Origin of the sequence: Natronobiforma cellulositropha (genome assembly GCF_025629245.1) — an archaeon.
In the GTDB taxonomy this organism is placed as follows: Archaea; Halobacteriota; Halobacteria; order Halobacteriales; family Natrialbaceae; genus Natronobiforma; species Natronobiforma cellulositropha.
In genome coordinates, this window is sequence record NZ_JANZXN010000010.1 from 69,122 (window position 1) to 83,978 (window position 14,857).

Here is a 14,857-nt window from a genome sequence, read left to right on the forward strand (position 1 = left end):
CGCCCCGTGGGTCGTACTCACGTTGGCTGAGTCGACCCACCTTCAAATAGCTCACCCACGCGGACCGAAAGTGAAAACCGCCCGAGGGAGCGGCCATCGCTGGCTGCACACCGGCGTGGCCCGTCCCGATCACTCGAACTGTTCGATCAACGCGGGTACCACGTCGAAGAGGTCGTCGTGAATCGCGTAGTCGGCGATGTCCATGATCGGCGCGTTCGGATCGGTGTTGATCGCGACGATGGTCTTCGCCCCTTTCATGCCCGCGACGTGCTGGACGGCCCCCGAGATACCGATGGCGATGTAGACGTCGGGCGTGACGACCTTCCCCGACTGACCCACCTGGCGGTTCTTCGGGAGCCAGCCCGCGTCGACGACCGGGCGCGAGGCAGACACCGTCGCCCCAAGCGCCTCGGCGAGTTCCTCGATCAACTCGAGGTTCTCCTCGTCTTCGATGCCGCGGCCGACGCTCACGAGCACGTCCGCCTCGGCGATGTCGACGTCGCCGCCGGCGACTGCCTCGAAGCCGAGCACCCGCGAGCGGTTCGCCGACTCCTCGAGATCGAAGGCGACGTCCTCGACGCTCGCCGCTCCCTCGCCCGTCGCGGCGGGCCACTCCCCCGCTCGGATCGTGACCGCCACGCCGCCGTCGAGGGCGACCTCGAGCGTCGCCTCGACCTTGCCGCCGTAGTGTTCGCGCGTCGCCACCAGCGTCTCACCCTCGAGTTCGAGACCGACGGCGTCGGTGACCAGCGGCCAGTCGAGGCGGGTCGCGACGGCCGGCAGGTAGTCGATGCCGTTGACGCTGTTGGGCGCGAGGAGGATCCTCGGCTCGAGTGTCTCGACGAGGTGGACGGCCGCCCCGGCGTAGACGTCGTGGTCGAACTCTTCACCGGCGTCGACGGTGTAGATTGCGTCGACGCCCTCGCGGTCGACCTCGTCGGCGAACGCCGCCGTCGGGCCGTTGACGACGGCGACGAAGAGGTCGCCGCCGGTCGCGTCGGCGAGGTCTCGCCCCGCACTCAGTAGCTCGAAGCTCACGTCGCGAAGCGCTCCCTGGCGGTGGTCGACGACGGCGAGGACGTCGCTCATCGGCCCACCCCCTGCTCTCGCAGCACCGTCGCCAGTTCGGCCGCCGCCTCCTCGCTCGAGCCCTCGAGCACCCGCGCCTCGCTCTCACTCTCGGGTTCGGCCAACTCGCGCAGCCTGAGGCGGCTCTCGACGGCGCTCGCCTCGAGTCCCAGGTCCGCCAGCGAGCGCACCGCGAGTTCCTTACGCTGGGCCATCCGAATCCCACGCAGGCTGGCGTAGCGCGGCTCGTTGATCCCCGTCTGGATCGTCAGTACCGCCGGGAGGTCGACTTCGGTTCGCTCCTCGACGCCACCCTCGAGTTCCCGGCGGACGCGGGCGATCCGCTCGTCGGGGTCGACCTCGAGTGCGTTGACGACGGCCGCCCAGCCGTAGTCGACGGCGGCGGCCAGCGAGACGCCCGTCGCCATGAATCCCTCGTCGGCCGACTGGACGCCGGTCAACACCAGGTCCGGCTCTTCGGTCTCGACGACGGCTGCGAGCAGCGCCGTCTTCGCGCCGACGTCGAGCATTTCGCTGCGCTCGAGCGCGTCGTCCCAGACCCGAATCGCGCGGTCTGCACCTTTCGCGAGCACCTGGCGGATGGTCCCCTCGCAGTCTTCGGGACCGATCGTTACCGTGACCACCTCGTCGACGAGGTCGGCTTCGGCGAGCCTGACGGCGGTCTCGAGTGCGTACTCGTCCCACTCGTTGAGATCGGTGGTGAGCGAGCCGTCGTCGATGGCCAGCCCGTCGATCCGAAACTCGTCATCGACAGTCGCTCCCTCCGTGACCGTCACGAGAACGTTCATCACTAATCGTTGTCGGGGAACGCTCGTAAACGTTGCCACGAACGAGCGTCGACCGTCGCCCGAGCGTTCGCGGTCCTTACCTCGCTATCGGGTTTCTGGTCCCGAGACCACGCCTGACTGGTGCGCTCTCGGTTCCGCAAGCGGTTTAACGCTATGCTGGCTACTACTCCTTATGCCGGACTGTCCACTCGCCGACGACTGCCCGAGTTTCTCCGAACAGATCGCTGGAATGGGGTGTCAACACTACGGTGACCGAAGCGGCAAAGAGTGGTGCAACCACTACAGCCAGCCGATTCAGGACCTCAAGACCCAGCCGGTCAAAGCCGGCGAGGAGGTCGTCGTCGACGTCGTCGACATGCACGAGAGCGGCGCCGGCGTCGGCCGAACCGAGGACGGCTTCATCGTCATGGTCGACGGTGTCCTCCCCGAGGCGCGCTCGCTCGTCGAGATCACGCGCGTACACAACAACCACGCCCGCGCCGAGGAACTCGAGCGCCTCCCGCTCGAACCCGACGACGAGGACGAAGACCACGGAGAGGCTGCGACCGACGACGACGGTGGCCGCCGAAACCGCCGTGACCGCCCCGAACGTCTCGGAAGCCGCGAGAACTTCTGGGGTTCGTAGACGCACCCGCGACGTGGACAGTCGCACACCGAGCGCCCGCTTTTTCAGTCGTTTCCCGTCGAGCGCCCGCATCTCCCGCCCCGCCTCACCCCTCGAGCGCTCGGTCCCACACGTCACCGGCACTCGCGTCGCCCACACCCACACTCGCGGCGACAACACGTAAGTGTCGCCTGAGCGATTACGTACTCGATCAATGGTCGGCGCTACGGCAGGAGACGCTGGTCCCCGTCCACTCGTACTCTGTGCGATGCTCGTCGCGGTCTGTGGACTCGTCATCACCGCGAGCGCACTCGCCGGACTGACCGACGACGCACCCGCACGGAGCCTCCTCGAGACGCCCGACGGTCCCGACTCGGACGCCGCCGGCGAGACCACCTCACCACAGCCTCCCGGAGCCGACGCCACGCCCCCCGCCGACGGCCAGTTCGGCGACGGGACCGACGGCGGGCTACTCGAGGTCGCCGGCACGCTCGCGACCCTCGGCACCCCCTCCGTCGGTGACCTCGTCGGCATCGAGCCGACACCGCCGGACGGCGACTCGAGCGCACTCGAGGACGCCTCGTTCGAGGCGGGCGACTCGGTGGACTCCCCGCAGGCCGACCCGGGCAGCGCGGATGCACCGACGGGGTCGCCCCCGCTCGGTCTCCTCGGCGGCGCGTTCGGCGACGCACTCGTCGACTCGAGCGTGGCGGTCTCCGACCCGACCGCACCCGACGGCGCGGCCACCGTCGACGGATCGGACGGCGACACTGTCGAGGGCGACGGAATCGACTCCCTCGACGGCGACGCAGACGCCGGGGCCCACGGTGGCGACGCCGAGGTCCCCACCTCGAGCGACGCGGACTCCGTCGATCCGAGCGAGACGGACGCACTCGAGGGCGACGGCACAGCGGCGACTGACGACCGCTCGTCTCCGACGGACGGGACCTCGGCTCCCGGAGACGGCGGTGCCGAGCGTGACGGTGAGGGTGAAACGGAGAGCGGTGCCGGCGAGGGTGAAACGGAGGGCAGTGTCGGTGAGGGTGCAATGGAGAGCGGTGTCGGTGAGGGTGAAACGGAGGGCAGTGCCGGTGAGGGTGAGACGGACGGTGGTGACGATGCGGCCACCGACGCCGGTGAGGGTGAGACGGACGGTGGTGACGATGCGGCCACCGACGCCGGTGGGGGCGAGACGGGCGGCGACACCGGTCTCCCGTCGGCGCTCTCTCCCGCAGCGGTCGCTGGCGCTCTCGCGGCAGTGCTCGCGCTCGCACTCGCCTACCTGTTCCGTACGCGTCCGGATCTCCGCGAGCGCCTGCTCGCACTCCCTGCCTCGCTGTACGCGTTCGCACTCGAGGCGCTGGTCACGCTCTCGGCGACGCTCGAGCGCGCCCTCGAGACGGCGAGCGCGTGGCTGGCGACGCTCCCCGCTCGCATCCGTGCCTCGCTCGTGGGACTGCTCGCCTCGCTCCGGGGCGAGGCGTCCCGGTCGGATTCCGGCGGCGGCCGCGCGAGCGAGTCGGCGCACGCCCGGACACCGACATCTCCGTCGGTGACGCCGGCGGAAGCCGACGCCAGAGAGCGCATTCGCGAGGCGTTCGCCGCCGTCGCCACCCGCGCCTCGATGACACCGACGGGCCGCCGGGTGTCGACGCCGGCCGACGTCGCTCACAGTGCCATCGAGACGGGTGCGCCCGCCGCCCCGGTCGAGACCATCACCGCCGCGTTCCGTGACGTCGAGTACGGTGCTCGCGACCCGACCGCCCTCCTCGAGCGCGTTCGGGCCGCCCACGAGTCGCTCGACCGTCACGCGCCGGAGGGTGACCCGTGACCCGCCGTCCGTCCGCGGCGGCGCTCGCGCTCGCGACCGCCGTCGCCGCCGCGCTCGTCGTCCTCGCGGGGCTGTTCGTCCTCGAGTCGCGAGCGCTCGAGGTGGTCGGTCTCACGGCGGCGTTCGCGGCCCGGTCGCCGACGCGCGTCTTACTCGCGCTCGTCGTCTCGCTCGCGCTCCTGACGGGTGTACTCGCGCTCCTCGGCCGGGTTCACGCCGACCCGGTGGCTCCGCTCTCGGCCGCCACCGACGGGCCGGCCCTCCCGCCGGACGTCGCCGCTTTCCGGGAGCGTTCGCGCGCCGACCCGCCGACGTTCGGTGCGGACATCGAACGGGCACGGCGGTGGGCGAGCGACTACGACGGCACCGCCGCGGGCGACCGCGAACGCGCCCGCCGGGTGATCGTCGACGCGCTCCGGGCGCTCGCACGCGAGCGCTACGCGCGCTGTGTCTCCTGTTCCGACGAAGATGCGCGCGCCGCAGTGGCCGCCGGCCGCTGGACGGACGACGCTCGCGCTGGCGCCTTGCTCGCCGACGAGGACGGCCCGTCGCTCCCGCTTCGCTTCTGGCTGGTCGACCTCCTCACGAGAGCCGACCCGTTCGCCCACCACGTCGAGCGAACCGTCGCCGAACTCGAGGCGATGGAGACCGGTGGCCCGCCGTCCCGCCGGCCCGCCACCCAGCCCTCCGTCGGCGCTCGCGGGTCGACGCCGGAGGTGGGCGGAGGCGGATGACGGCGCTCAGCTACACCGCGCGCTGGCAGACCGGCCTGGTGGCTGCGCTCGCGCTGACCGTCCTCGCGCTCGCCGTCGGCCACACCACGCTGGTGGTGCTCGCGCTCGTTCCCCTCGGCTACGCCGCCGTCGGTCTCGCGAGCACGCCGCCGGAACCCGTCCTCGAACTCGAGCGCTCGATCACGCCCGAGCGTCCCCGGCCGGGTCAGGTGGTTCACGTGACGCTCTCGGTGTCCAACGCGGGTGACCGGAGCCTGCCGGACGTACGGGTGGTCGACGACCCGCCGTCGGGTGCGGCGGTGGTCGGCGGTACCACCGATCCGCCCGCGCTCGCGACGGCGCTCGCCCCGGGCGAGGCTGCGACGCTCGTCTACGGCCTCGCACCGCCCCGTGGCGACCACGCCTTCGGCACGCCGGCCGTCCGTTCGCGGAACGCGACCGCGACCGCGGCGGTCACCGACACACCCCGGCCTGCGGGCGTCGACTCGTTCACCTGCGAGACGCTCCTCGACGCGGTACCCGTCCACGACCGGACCGTCCAGTTCGTCGGAGCGACGCCGACCGACGACGGCGGGAGCGGCGTCGAGTTCTACGCGACCCGGGAGTACCGCCGCGGCGACCCGATCAACCGCATCGACTGGAACCGCTACGCCCGGACGGGCGCGCTCACCACCATCGAGTACCGCCAGGAACGCGCCGTCACGCTCGTCTTCGTCGTCGACGACCGCCTCGAGAGCAGGCGTGTGCCACCCGGCGGCGGGCCCGACTCGTTCGACCTCTCGCTGTACGCCGCCTCGGCGGGCGTCTCCGCCTCGCTCGAGGCGGGCAACCGGACCGGATTCGCCCTCCTCGCGGGTGACGGCTGGGTCGACCCGGCGCGCGCACCGTCGGTTCGCCGGCGCGTCGAGGACGCGGCCGCGGCGGCGCGAGAAGACCCACCGTCGCCCGTCGCAGGCCCGACCAGCGCCCGCTCGCACGCGAACTCGCGTACAGCCACATCTTCGTCTTCGGCCGCCTCGTCTCGCTGGGGCGACGACCCCGACCGGGCGGCGGTGCTCGCAGACGACCTCGAGCGACGGCTGCCGACCGCCGCTCAGGTGCTCTACTGCTCGCCGCTGACCGACGCGACCGCGCTCGACCTCGTCCGCCGACTTCGCGCACGCGGCCGCGCGGTGACGGTCGTCTCGCCGGACCTCTCGACGGACGTCGTCGACCCGGGCCGGCGAGCGGACGCAGGGCCGCCGTCGGTCGGTGTCAGAATCGCCCGCCTCGAGCGCCGGACCCGACTCGAGGCGTGTCGCGACGCGGGTGCGCTCGTCGTCGACTGGGACCTCTCGACGCCGCTCGCGGTCGACCTCACGCGCGCGCTTCGACGCGTCGGGCGGGGTGGACCGTGAGCGCCGGTCGCCCGGACTCGGGGTCGGCCGACCGGCCGAATCCGCGCTCGGACACCCGGATGGGTCCTCGGCGGCCGACCCGTCGCTTCCGACTGCGCGCGCTCGTGATGCCGACACTCGCGTCCTTCCGGGACGGGCCGTCGCGGCCGACGACGAGCCACCTCCTCGCGGCCGCGCTCACCGTGGCCGTCGCGCTGGTGGCCGGGGCGGTGCTGGTCGGTCCCGGTCTCGCCGCGCTCGCGCTCGCCGGCGGCGTCGTCGGTGCGCTCGCGACCGTCGTCTGCTCGAGTCGCACCCCGCTGGTTCGCGGTCTCGGCGGCATTCTCGCCGTCTCACTCTCGCTCCTCGTGGCGGTTCCGACGACTCTCGGTCTCGGTCTCGCCCTCGAGCGGGGTGGGCTGCTGGCTGCACTCGCGGTGTGGGCGCTCGTCTACGCCGGGTTCGCGGCCGCGCTCGTCTCCTGGACCGGAGTCGGCACGGGCGGCGTTAGGCGGGGTGGCACTGGAGCGGCGCTGGCGGCGATGGGTGTCGGTTCGGTCGTCGTCGCTGCCGCGCTGCCCAGCGGGACCGTCCGCGGGCGGGCGGTCGGGGCTGGCTCGTCGCTGCTCGGGTGGTTCGCCGGTCTCGTCGCCGGCGAGGGATCGTGGGCGCTCGTCACGCTCGTGATCTTCGTCCTCCTCGCGCTCGTCCTCGCCGAGCGCGCGCTCGCCGTCGTCCCGGCCGACCGCCTGCTCCCACCCGACCGCCACCGGCGTGCCGCCGAGGTCACGCACCGCCTCGAGCGTGCGCTCGCCCGCGCCCGGTGGCTCGCGCTCGCGTCTCTCGCGCTCGTGCTCGTCGCCCCGCTCGCGTTCGGTCCCGAAGACGCCGGCTCGCTGGTCTCACCGGCCTGGCTCGAGGCGACGCTCGGCTGGCCCGGTTTCGCACTCGCCACGCTCGCGAGCGCGACCGCGCTGCGAGTGCTCGTTTGCGCGTTCGCGCTCGTCGCCGCCGGCGTCCTGCTCGCCGACTGGAGCCGTCGAACCGCCCGGCGTGGTCTCGCGTCGGCGCTTTCGCTCCTCCTCGCTCCGGCCGTCGGCGGCGTCCTCGTCGGCACCGTCCTCTCGCGCTCGCTCGCCGATCCGGCCACCGCCGGGGCGCTCGAGTCGGCGCTCGTGGCGCTGTTTCCGGCGGCGTTTACGCCGTTGCTCACGGCGGTGCCGACGGTCGCGCTCGTGGCGGGTGCGCTCACGCTCGCGACGCTGTCGCTCTCGTCGGTGGCGCTCACAGTCACCTGGCTGCGCGTCCTTCGCCTCCTCCCCTCGCGGGCGATGGCGGGGGCGGTCGCTGCGGGCGCGCTGTTCGTCCTCGGGGTCGGCTTCGCGGCCGTCGGTCACGTCACGATGGCGGTTCTCACCGCGGCGGGGGCGGTCGTCGTCTGGGACCTCGGCGAGTACGCGGAGACGCTCCGGACGGAACTCGGCGTCGGCGCACCCACGCGGCGGGCAGCGCTGGTCCACGGCGGCGCAACGGCGCTCGCGGCTCTCCTCGTCGCCGCTGCAGCGCTCGTCCTCGCTTGTATCGCCGCCGTCGCGCCGAACGCGGGGGACGGAGCGCTCGCCGCCGCGGCCGTCGCCGCCGGGGTCGCCTGCGTGGTGGTCGTCGCCTGGGCGGTCCGCGGCTGATCAGCCCATCGACGGCACCGCGACGCTCGAGACGGCCGCCTCGACGATGTTGCGCTTCGAGACGCCGCGGACGGTTGATTCGGTCGTGAGGACGAGTCGGTGTGTCAGCACCGGGTAGACGACGGCCCGAACGTCCTCGGGGGCGACGTAGTCGCGTCCGGCGAGCACCGCACGGGCGCGGCTCGTCTCGAACAGTCGCTGGACGCCTCGCGGAGAGACGCCGACGGCGACCCGCTCGTCCGTCCGCGTCTGCCGGCAGAGGTCGACGAGGTAGGCGCGAACGTCCTCGTCGACGGCCACCGCCTCGGGCACCGCCTGCAGCGCGCGGACGGTCGCCGCGTCGACGACGCGCTCGGCGCTCGGTGTCTGCGTGCGTCGGCGCGCACGCCGGTCGAGCAACTCGAGTTCGCCCTCGCGGTCGGGGTAGCCGAGCGACGTCTCGACGGTGAACCGGTCGACCTGTGCCTCGGGGAGCGGGAAGGTCCCCTCCTGTTCGACCGGGTTCTGGGTCGCGATGACGACGAACGGGTCCGGAAGCTGTCGGGTCTCGCCGCCGGTCGAGACCTGCTTCTCGCCCATCGCCTCGAGTAAGGCGGCCTGGGTCTTCGGCGGCGCGCGGTTGATCTCGTCGGCGAGGACGACGTTGGCGAAGATCGGTCCCTCGGTGAACTCGAACGTCCGCGAGCGGTCGTCGTAGACGTGTGTGCCGGTGATGTCGGCGGGCAGTAAGTCGGGTGTAAACTGGATGCGTGAGAACTCGAGTCCGAGCGCCTCGGCGAGCGTCCGTGCGGTCAGCGTCTTTCCGGTCCCGGGGACGTCCTCTAAGAGGACGTGGCCACCGGCGACGACCGCGGCCAGGATCGTCTCGAACCGGTCGGCGTCGCCGACGACGACGGCCGAGAGCTCCTCGCGGACGGCACGACAGGCCGCCGCGGCCTCGGTGACGTTCATGCCCGGTGTCAGTCACGAACCGTGATATAGCGTTCGGCCAGCGTGTCGACGGGTCCGGCGTGGCGGGGTGTTCGACACCGAGGCGGTGACGGCGGCCGGACGGCGGTGCTCGAGACCATCGAAGCTTTGCCGTCCCCACGTGTATCGCTCGCGTATGGAGCGACGCGGCGACAGCGACGTGAGGTGTTGGTGGCGGAGAGTCGCGACGGACGGAGGTCGGTCACCGTGATCGAGGAGACCGACGAGCTGCTCGCGGAGATCGGCTTCGATCCCGACCGGAGCGTCCTCACCTACCGGCAGGCACAGGTGCTGGCGCTGCGCGAGCGCGAGCGCTCCCAGGCCGACATCGCCGCCGCCCTCGGAACCTCCCGAGCGAACGTCTCGTCGGTCGAGGCGAGCGCCCGCGAGAACGTGCGGAAAGCCCGCGAGACGGTCTCGTTCGCCGATGCACTCCAGGCCCCGGTACAGGTACGAATCGACCCGGGCGCGGATCTCTACGACGTTCCCGGGCGGATCTACGAGGCGTGCGACGAGGCGGGCGTGAAGGTCACCCACACCGCGCCGAACCTGATGAAGGTGATCAGCGACGCCGCGGGCGAGGCGGTCAGCGGCCGACAGATCGTCGACGGCTTCGTCGTCGGTGTCACGCCGGAGGGCGAGGTCCGCGTCCGGGCCTGATCACTCCTCGACCGTCGACGACCAGACCTCCGCGTGGCGCGCACCGATCCCCGGCGTCGGCGGCGTGAACCGCTTGTGGCGCGTCTCGACACACCGCGAGACGATCTCGCGAGCGGTCTTGGCGTCGATATCGAGGTCGGCGACGGCGTCCTCGAGCGGCTCTCCCCGATCGACCGTCCGCCTGAGCAGCGGGTCGAGCTGTTCGTAGGGTGCGCCGAGTTCGCTCGCGTCGGTCTGGCCCGTCCAGAAGCCCGCCGTCGGCTCTTTGCTCACGATGCGTTTCGGCAGCCCGAGGTGTCTCGCGAGCGCGCGAACCTCGGTCTTGTAGAGGTCGCCGATCGGGTTCAGGTCGACGCCGCCGTCGCCGTACTTCGTGAAGTAGCCGAGCAGCAACTCCGAGCGGTTCGCCGTCCCGAGCACCAGGTGCGACGAGCGGTTCGCCACGTAGTACGCACAGCACATGCGGAGCCGCGAGACGACGTTTCCGACGGCGAGGTGCGGAGGGTCGTCCTCGCCGTCCGACTCGGCCGGCTCGATCGCCGGCGCGAGCGCGTCCGTAAACTCCTCGAGCAGCGGCCGTACGTTCGCCTCGTGGTACTCGAGACCCATTCCCTCGGCGATGGTCCGGGCGTCGCTCACGTCGAGGGTTTCGCGTTTCGTCCGCGGCAGTCCCAGACCGATCACCCGGTCGCTCCCGAGCGCGTCGGCGGCGAGTGCTGCGGTGACCGTCGAGTCGATGCCGCCGCTCATCGCCACGACGACACCCTCTGCGTCGCTCTCTGCGACACTGCGCTCGATGAATCCGACGGTCGCCTCGTACACCGACTCGAGCGCTGGCTCGTCGGTGAGGAACGCGACCCGGTCCGGACGACCGGCGTCGCCCTGGTAGATCGACACCGATTCTGGGGTTTGGAACTCCGAATGTTTAGTTCCCACGATGGATTTGTGACTATCGCTTCACTAATAAGCGAATCCCTTAATGATCTACTAGTTCTGCCAGGGCTGGGGGAGACCCCGGCGGTTCGTCCCGTACGCGTCGCTCACCAGGTCTCGATGCGTCCCTCACGGAGGTCCTCGTGACAGCCCTCGCAGTCGGGGTGGCCCGCCTCGTAACACGCCGGACGGAACTCCTCGTCGAGGGCGGCCGCGCGCCGCTCGGCGAAACGCCGACAGACGACTTTCGCGCGCCCGGCGTCGTCGGTCGGGACGCCGCTGACGTGCTTGGCCGACTGGTACTCGCTGCGGGCGTCGACCAGCTGGCGCTCGCTCGAGCGGCGAAACTCCTCGTAGCGCTGACCCGCCGACTGCAGGCCCGTCCTGAACAATCGCTCGAGTTCCCGGCGGTCGACCATAGCTCTGCCTGACGTACTCGCCGCGCTCCCATAGTCTTCTCGCCCGCCAGCGCCGCGGCGTGGACCGGGTTCACGTTCGCTCGAGCCGCCGACCGCTGCGTTCGACGCGACGCTGTCGTGCGGTTTCCCCGACTCGAGGCTCCACTTCCGCCCCGCTACCCGCACGTTAAATACGATGGGGAACCAACCTCGACGTGCCTCCCATTGATACACAGGAGGAGGCGTGACACCATGAGCGACGTACGACAACACGCAGAAGACATACACGGCCAGTTCTCGGACCATCTCGACGTGACCGTAGACGACGTCGAGGGGAGACTCCACACCCTCGTCGACGAGTACAAGGTCCCGATGGACGAGGCCCGACGCAGCGTTACCAACCACTACCTCGAAGAGGCGGGTCTCGACCGGGAGGACATCTCGAGTGGCTCGAGCGAGGAGGTCTCGATCGAGACGATCGACGAACCCGAGCAGTGGGTCGACCTCACCGCGAAGGTGATCGAACTCTGGGAGCCACGCAGTGACTCCATCGACCAGGTCGGTCTCGTCGGTGACCCGACGGGGACGATCAAGTTCACCAAGTGGGCGAAATCCGAGCTTCCAGCGCTCGAGGAGGGGGGCGTCTACGCCCTCCGAAACGTCGTCACCGACGAGTACCAGGGGCGGTACTCGGTCAAACTCAACTCGACGACGGTGATCGAGGAACTCGACGAAGAACTCGAGGTCGGCGACGACACCAGCGAGGTGACCGGTGCGCTGGTCGACATGCAACGCGGCAGCGGTCTCATCAAGCGCTGTCCCGTCGAGGGCTGTACGCGCGTCCTCCAGAACGGCCGCTGTTCGGAACACGGGGAAGTAGAAGGGGAGTTCGACCTCCGCATCAAGGGCGTCCTCGACGACGGCATCGACGCCCACGAAGTGATCTTCGACGCCGAGGCGACCGAGTCGCTGACGGGGATCAGCCTCGAGGAAGCCAAGGAGATGGCGATGGACGCCCTCGACACGACGATCGTCGCCGACGAGATCGCAGACCGCGTCCTCGGTACCTACTACCGCATCGAGGGACCGACGTTCGGCCGCTACGTCCTCGCCGACGACGTCGGGGACCTCGACGGGCCGGTCGACGGAGAATCGCTGCTGATCAGAGCGAGGTCGATGTAAATGTCTCAGACACAACTCACCCGCGAAGTCGCCCGGCGCGTCTTCGCGACCGAATTCAACGACGCGACGTACACCTTCAAGGAGTCGGACGACGAGCGCGCCCCGAACTACGCGCTGTTGCCGACCGGCGACCGCGCCAACCGCGTCTTCATCGTCGGGACGCTCACCGAGACCGAAGACGTCGGCGACGAGAGCGAGTACTGGCGCGGCCGGGTCGTCGACCCGACGGGGACGTTCTTCGTCTACGCGGGCCAGTACCAGCCGGAGGCCGCCGCCGTCCTCCGGGACACGGAGCCGCCGGCGTACGTCTCCATCGTCGGCAAGCCCCGGACCTACGAGACCGACGACGGCACCGTCAACGTCTCCGTCCGGCCGGAGTCGATCGCGGTCGTCGACGACGCGACCCGTGACCGCTGGGTCGTCGAGACCGCCACCCGCACCCTCGACCGCATCGACGCCGTCTCCGAGTGGGAAGCCGAGCAGGAAGCGCCCGAGGGCGCGAGCACCGCTCCGGGCAACGAGTACGCCCACATGGCGCGCGAACGCTACGACTCGCCGGTCGAGAACTACCGCAACGCCGTGATTCAGGCCCTCGAGAGCCTCGAGGATCTCGAGGCGACCGCCTGAACCGGCGTCCGCTTCGATCGGTCCACCCGCACACCCATTTTTCACACCCGGTCTCGAGGTCCCGTCTGACGAACGATTAAGTAGCCGTGACGCCCAGTAGTGACGAGATGGGCAACAAGAACAAGACGATCTCGTTTCGCGTGAACGAAGACGCGTTCGAGGCGCTCCAGGACATCGCCGAGGAGCGAGACATCTCGTTGTCTGCGGTCTTTCGTGACTACGTCGACTTGCTCGTCGAACACGACGGCGCGGTCGCCGTCCTCCCCGAGGCGGACCTCGAGCGCGAGCGCGAGCGTGCGACCGACGACGAGCCTGCGTTCCCACCGATCGTCGAGGTGCCAAAGAGCTTCGTCAGAGAGCACGAACGCCTCGAACTCGAGACCGAGCACTTACGCGAGCAACTCGAGGAACACAAGGCGTACGTCACCGACCTACGGGACCGACTCGAGGACGAGCCGGACGAGGTGCTCTTACTCGACGATCTGGACGAAGAAGACGAACCGTACCAGCTGGGCTGATCACTTCGCGAGGTCGCGTTTGGCCGCGTCGATCTCTGCGGCCTTCTCTCTCGCGCCGTCGACGCGAGCCAGCCCTTCGGCCGCCTCGAGCGTTCTGACGCTGTTGTCGAGAAACGAGAGGATGTCCCCGGAGTAGGCGTAGACCAGGTAGTCGTCGCCCATCACGTCGACGATGGCGTCGGGACCGAGACCCTGGGCGCGCAACTCGAGGAGGTAGGCGACGAACTTCCGCTCGGGACAGCCACAGTAGGGGTTGGTGTCGCAGGCGCAGTCGAGGAAGTCACTCGCGAAGTCGAGGACGCGTTCGCGGGTGGCGTCGTCGAGTTTCTCGAGACCCTCACCCTGGAACAGCAGGTCGAGGGTCGCACCTTTGAACACCCCTTTCGGGATCGAGGTCTCGAGCTGGCTGGCGATCTGGCGGTGGTTCTTCAGGTAGATCTTGTCGGTGATAGCCACGCGTCTACCCGTTCTGTTGGGTTCGACGAGCAAAAGCGGTGTGGTGTGCCGTGGGGTCCTCGCTCGTCTGCAGTCGCTCGTCCCCGTCGGTAGGTCTCGTCCGGCCGGTGTGTGGCCGCTGGCTCGAGAATCGGGAGTCGTAACGTATTTCACGTGTTGCTCGCTTACCTCAGAGTGCACACGTGTCCGGGTTGGGGTAGTGGTTATCCTTCAGCCTTGTGGAGGCTGAGACGCGGGTTCGATTCTCGCACCCGGACTTTTTCACGACGACCAACGGGAGGAGTGGAAACGCCGGAAGGCGAGATCGAAGCCTGCCAGTCGCAGCGCTCGAACGGAGTGAGAGTGATCGTCTGGCTTCGGTTCGATTCTCGCACCCGGACTTTCTCCGAGCGTCTTTCGCGAGCAGTCGTACCGCCAGGGACGACTGGGAGCACTCGAGCGAGGAGACCGTCCGAAAGCGAAATCGAATCAGAGAGTGAAGCGAACGTCGTGAGCGAAACGACCGTGGTTCGATTCTCGCACCCGGACTTTCTGCGGCGAACATATTCGTGAGCCGCAGGGATCCACCGAGAATCGAATCCTGGAAGTCGCAGCACCGAACGGAGTGAGGTGACCGTCTTCCTTCGGTTCGATTCTCGCACCCGGACTTTCCGGTGGTGTTTAGTTTAGCTCGACCTGCCGGTTCGTTGGCCGCGAACGCCAAGAAAGCCCCCGAAGCTCTCGAGGGCTGCGACTCGCTGCGATCCTCGGACTCCGTCCTGCGGTTCTTGCATCGTGGTTGGAGAGACCGCAGGTCTCTCCTCATCACAAAACGGCGCAGCCGTTTTGAACGATCTCGCACCTCGAGAGCGCCGCCCCCTTTCAGTCCCGCCCAGTGGTGGTTGGTCGTCTGTTTTTCACTTCACTAAACACGGCAGACTTCCCGCAGCGAACATATTCGTGAGTCGTAGAACCGCTCCCTCTCGAGCGGCCGTTTCACTCGAGCCCGACACCTCACCCGCTGATTA

General features: G+C 69.6%; 15 protein-coding genes and 1 tRNA gene. 10 read left to right on the plus strand and 6 right to left on the minus strand.

Annotation, left to right across the window (positions count from 1 at the left end; all coding sequences use genetic code 11):
- Positions 1 to 129: 129 nt before the first annotated feature.
- Positions 130 to 1,089, minus strand: coding sequence for an electron transfer flavoprotein subunit alpha/FixB family protein (locus tag N0B15_RS05035; protein WP_263018408.1), 960 nt, complete (start codon positions 1,087 to 1,089; stop codon positions 130 to 132).
- On the minus strand, positions 1,086 to 1,877 hold the full coding sequence (locus tag N0B15_RS05040; RefSeq protein ID WP_263018409.1) for an electron transfer flavoprotein subunit beta/FixA family protein: 792 nt from the start codon (positions 1,875 to 1,877) through the stop codon (positions 1,086 to 1,088). The genes N0B15_RS05035 and N0B15_RS05040 overlap by 4 nt, the downstream gene beginning before the upstream one ends.
- Before the next feature lie 172 nt (positions 1,878 to 2,049).
- On the opposite strand from N0B15_RS05040, the gene N0B15_RS05045 reads away from it, so the two are divergent.
- From N0B15_RS05045 to N0B15_RS05065, 5 genes are all read left to right on the plus strand, one after another.
- On the plus strand, positions 2,050 to 2,502 hold the full coding sequence (locus tag N0B15_RS05045; protein ID WP_263018410.1) for a TRAM domain-containing protein: 453 nt from the start codon (positions 2,050 to 2,052) through the stop codon (positions 2,500 to 2,502).
- A 193-nt stretch (positions 2,503 to 2,695) separates the two neighbouring features.
- Positions 2,696 to 4,312 carry a putative sodium/potassium/calcium exchanger gene (locus tag N0B15_RS05050; RefSeq protein ID WP_263018412.1) on the plus strand — a complete coding sequence of 539 codons (1,617 nt, stop codon included), beginning with the start codon at positions 2,696 to 2,698 and terminating at the stop codon, positions 4,310 to 4,312.
- Positions 4,309 to 5,046 carry a DUF7269 family protein gene (locus N0B15_RS05055; protein ID WP_263018413.1) on the plus strand — a complete coding sequence of 246 codons (738 nt, stop codon included), beginning with the start codon at positions 4,309 to 4,311 and terminating at the stop codon, positions 5,044 to 5,046. Before N0B15_RS05050 ends, N0B15_RS05055 begins: the two co-directional genes overlap by 4 nt.
- A complete protein-coding gene (locus N0B15_RS05060) occupies positions 5,043 to 6,443 on the plus strand; it encodes a DUF58 domain-containing protein (protein WP_263018414.1) in 1,401 nt (466 codons plus the stop codon). Before N0B15_RS05055 ends, N0B15_RS05060 begins: the two co-directional genes overlap by 4 nt.
- Positions 6,440 to 8,107 carry a hypothetical protein gene (locus N0B15_RS05065; RefSeq protein WP_263018415.1) on the plus strand — a complete coding sequence of 556 codons (1,668 nt, stop codon included), beginning with the start codon at positions 6,440 to 6,442 and terminating at the stop codon, positions 8,105 to 8,107. Before N0B15_RS05060 ends, N0B15_RS05065 begins: the two co-directional genes overlap by 4 nt.
- Here the strand turns inward: N0B15_RS05065 and N0B15_RS05070 are convergent, their stop codons facing one another.
- Entirely contained in the window at positions 8,108 to 9,058 is a 951-nt protein-coding gene (locus tag N0B15_RS05070) for an AAA family ATPase (protein WP_263018417.1), read from the minus strand.
- Positions 9,059 to 9,247: 189 nt separating this feature from the next.
- Here N0B15_RS05070 and N0B15_RS05075 point away from each other — a divergent pair, with 189 nt between their 5' ends.
- A complete protein-coding gene (locus tag N0B15_RS05075) occupies positions 9,248 to 9,736 on the plus strand; it encodes a Tfx family DNA-binding protein (protein ID WP_263018418.1) in 489 nt (162 codons plus the stop codon).
- On the opposite strand, the gene N0B15_RS05080 is transcribed toward N0B15_RS05075, so the two are convergent.
- Both N0B15_RS05080 and N0B15_RS05085 read right to left on the minus strand, forming a co-directional pair.
- A complete protein-coding gene (locus tag N0B15_RS05080) occupies positions 9,737 to 10,633 on the minus strand; it encodes an NAD+ synthase (RefSeq protein WP_263018419.1) in 897 nt (298 codons plus the stop codon).
- 143 nt (positions 10,634 to 10,776) lie between these two features.
- Positions 10,777 to 11,088: a DUF7091 family protein gene (locus tag N0B15_RS05085; RefSeq protein ID WP_263018420.1), complete on the minus strand. Its 312-nt coding sequence runs from the start codon at positions 11,086 to 11,088 to the stop codon at positions 10,777 to 10,779.
- A gap of 231 nt (positions 11,089 to 11,319) precedes the next feature.
- Here N0B15_RS05085 and N0B15_RS05090 point away from each other — a divergent pair, with 231 nt between their 5' ends.
- The 3 genes from N0B15_RS05090 (at position 11,320) to N0B15_RS05100 (ending at position 13,394) form a co-directional block, all read left to right on the plus strand.
- Complete coding sequence (locus N0B15_RS05090) at positions 11,320 to 12,249, plus strand: replication factor A (protein ID WP_263018421.1); 930 nt, start codon at positions 11,320 to 11,322, stop codon at positions 12,247 to 12,249.
- Complete coding sequence (locus tag N0B15_RS05095) at positions 12,250 to 12,876, plus strand: RPA family protein (protein WP_263018423.1); 627 nt, start codon at positions 12,250 to 12,252, stop codon at positions 12,874 to 12,876.
- Positions 12,877 to 12,983: 107 nt separating this feature from the next.
- Positions 12,984 to 13,394, plus strand: a complete 411-nt coding sequence (locus N0B15_RS05100; RefSeq protein ID WP_263018425.1) for a DUF8146 domain-containing protein — start codon at positions 12,984 to 12,986, stop codon at positions 13,392 to 13,394.
- On the opposite strand, the gene N0B15_RS05105 is transcribed toward N0B15_RS05100, so the two are convergent.
- Positions 13,395 to 13,850, minus strand: coding sequence for a DUF5814 domain-containing protein (locus tag N0B15_RS05105; RefSeq protein WP_263018427.1), 456 nt, complete (start codon positions 13,848 to 13,850; stop codon positions 13,395 to 13,397).
- Positions 13,851 to 14,035: 185 nt separating this feature from the next.
- Here N0B15_RS05105 and N0B15_RS05110 point away from each other — a divergent pair.
- Positions 14,036 to 14,107, plus strand: a tRNA-His gene (locus N0B15_RS05110).
- Positions 14,108 to 14,857 lie beyond the last annotated feature (750 nt).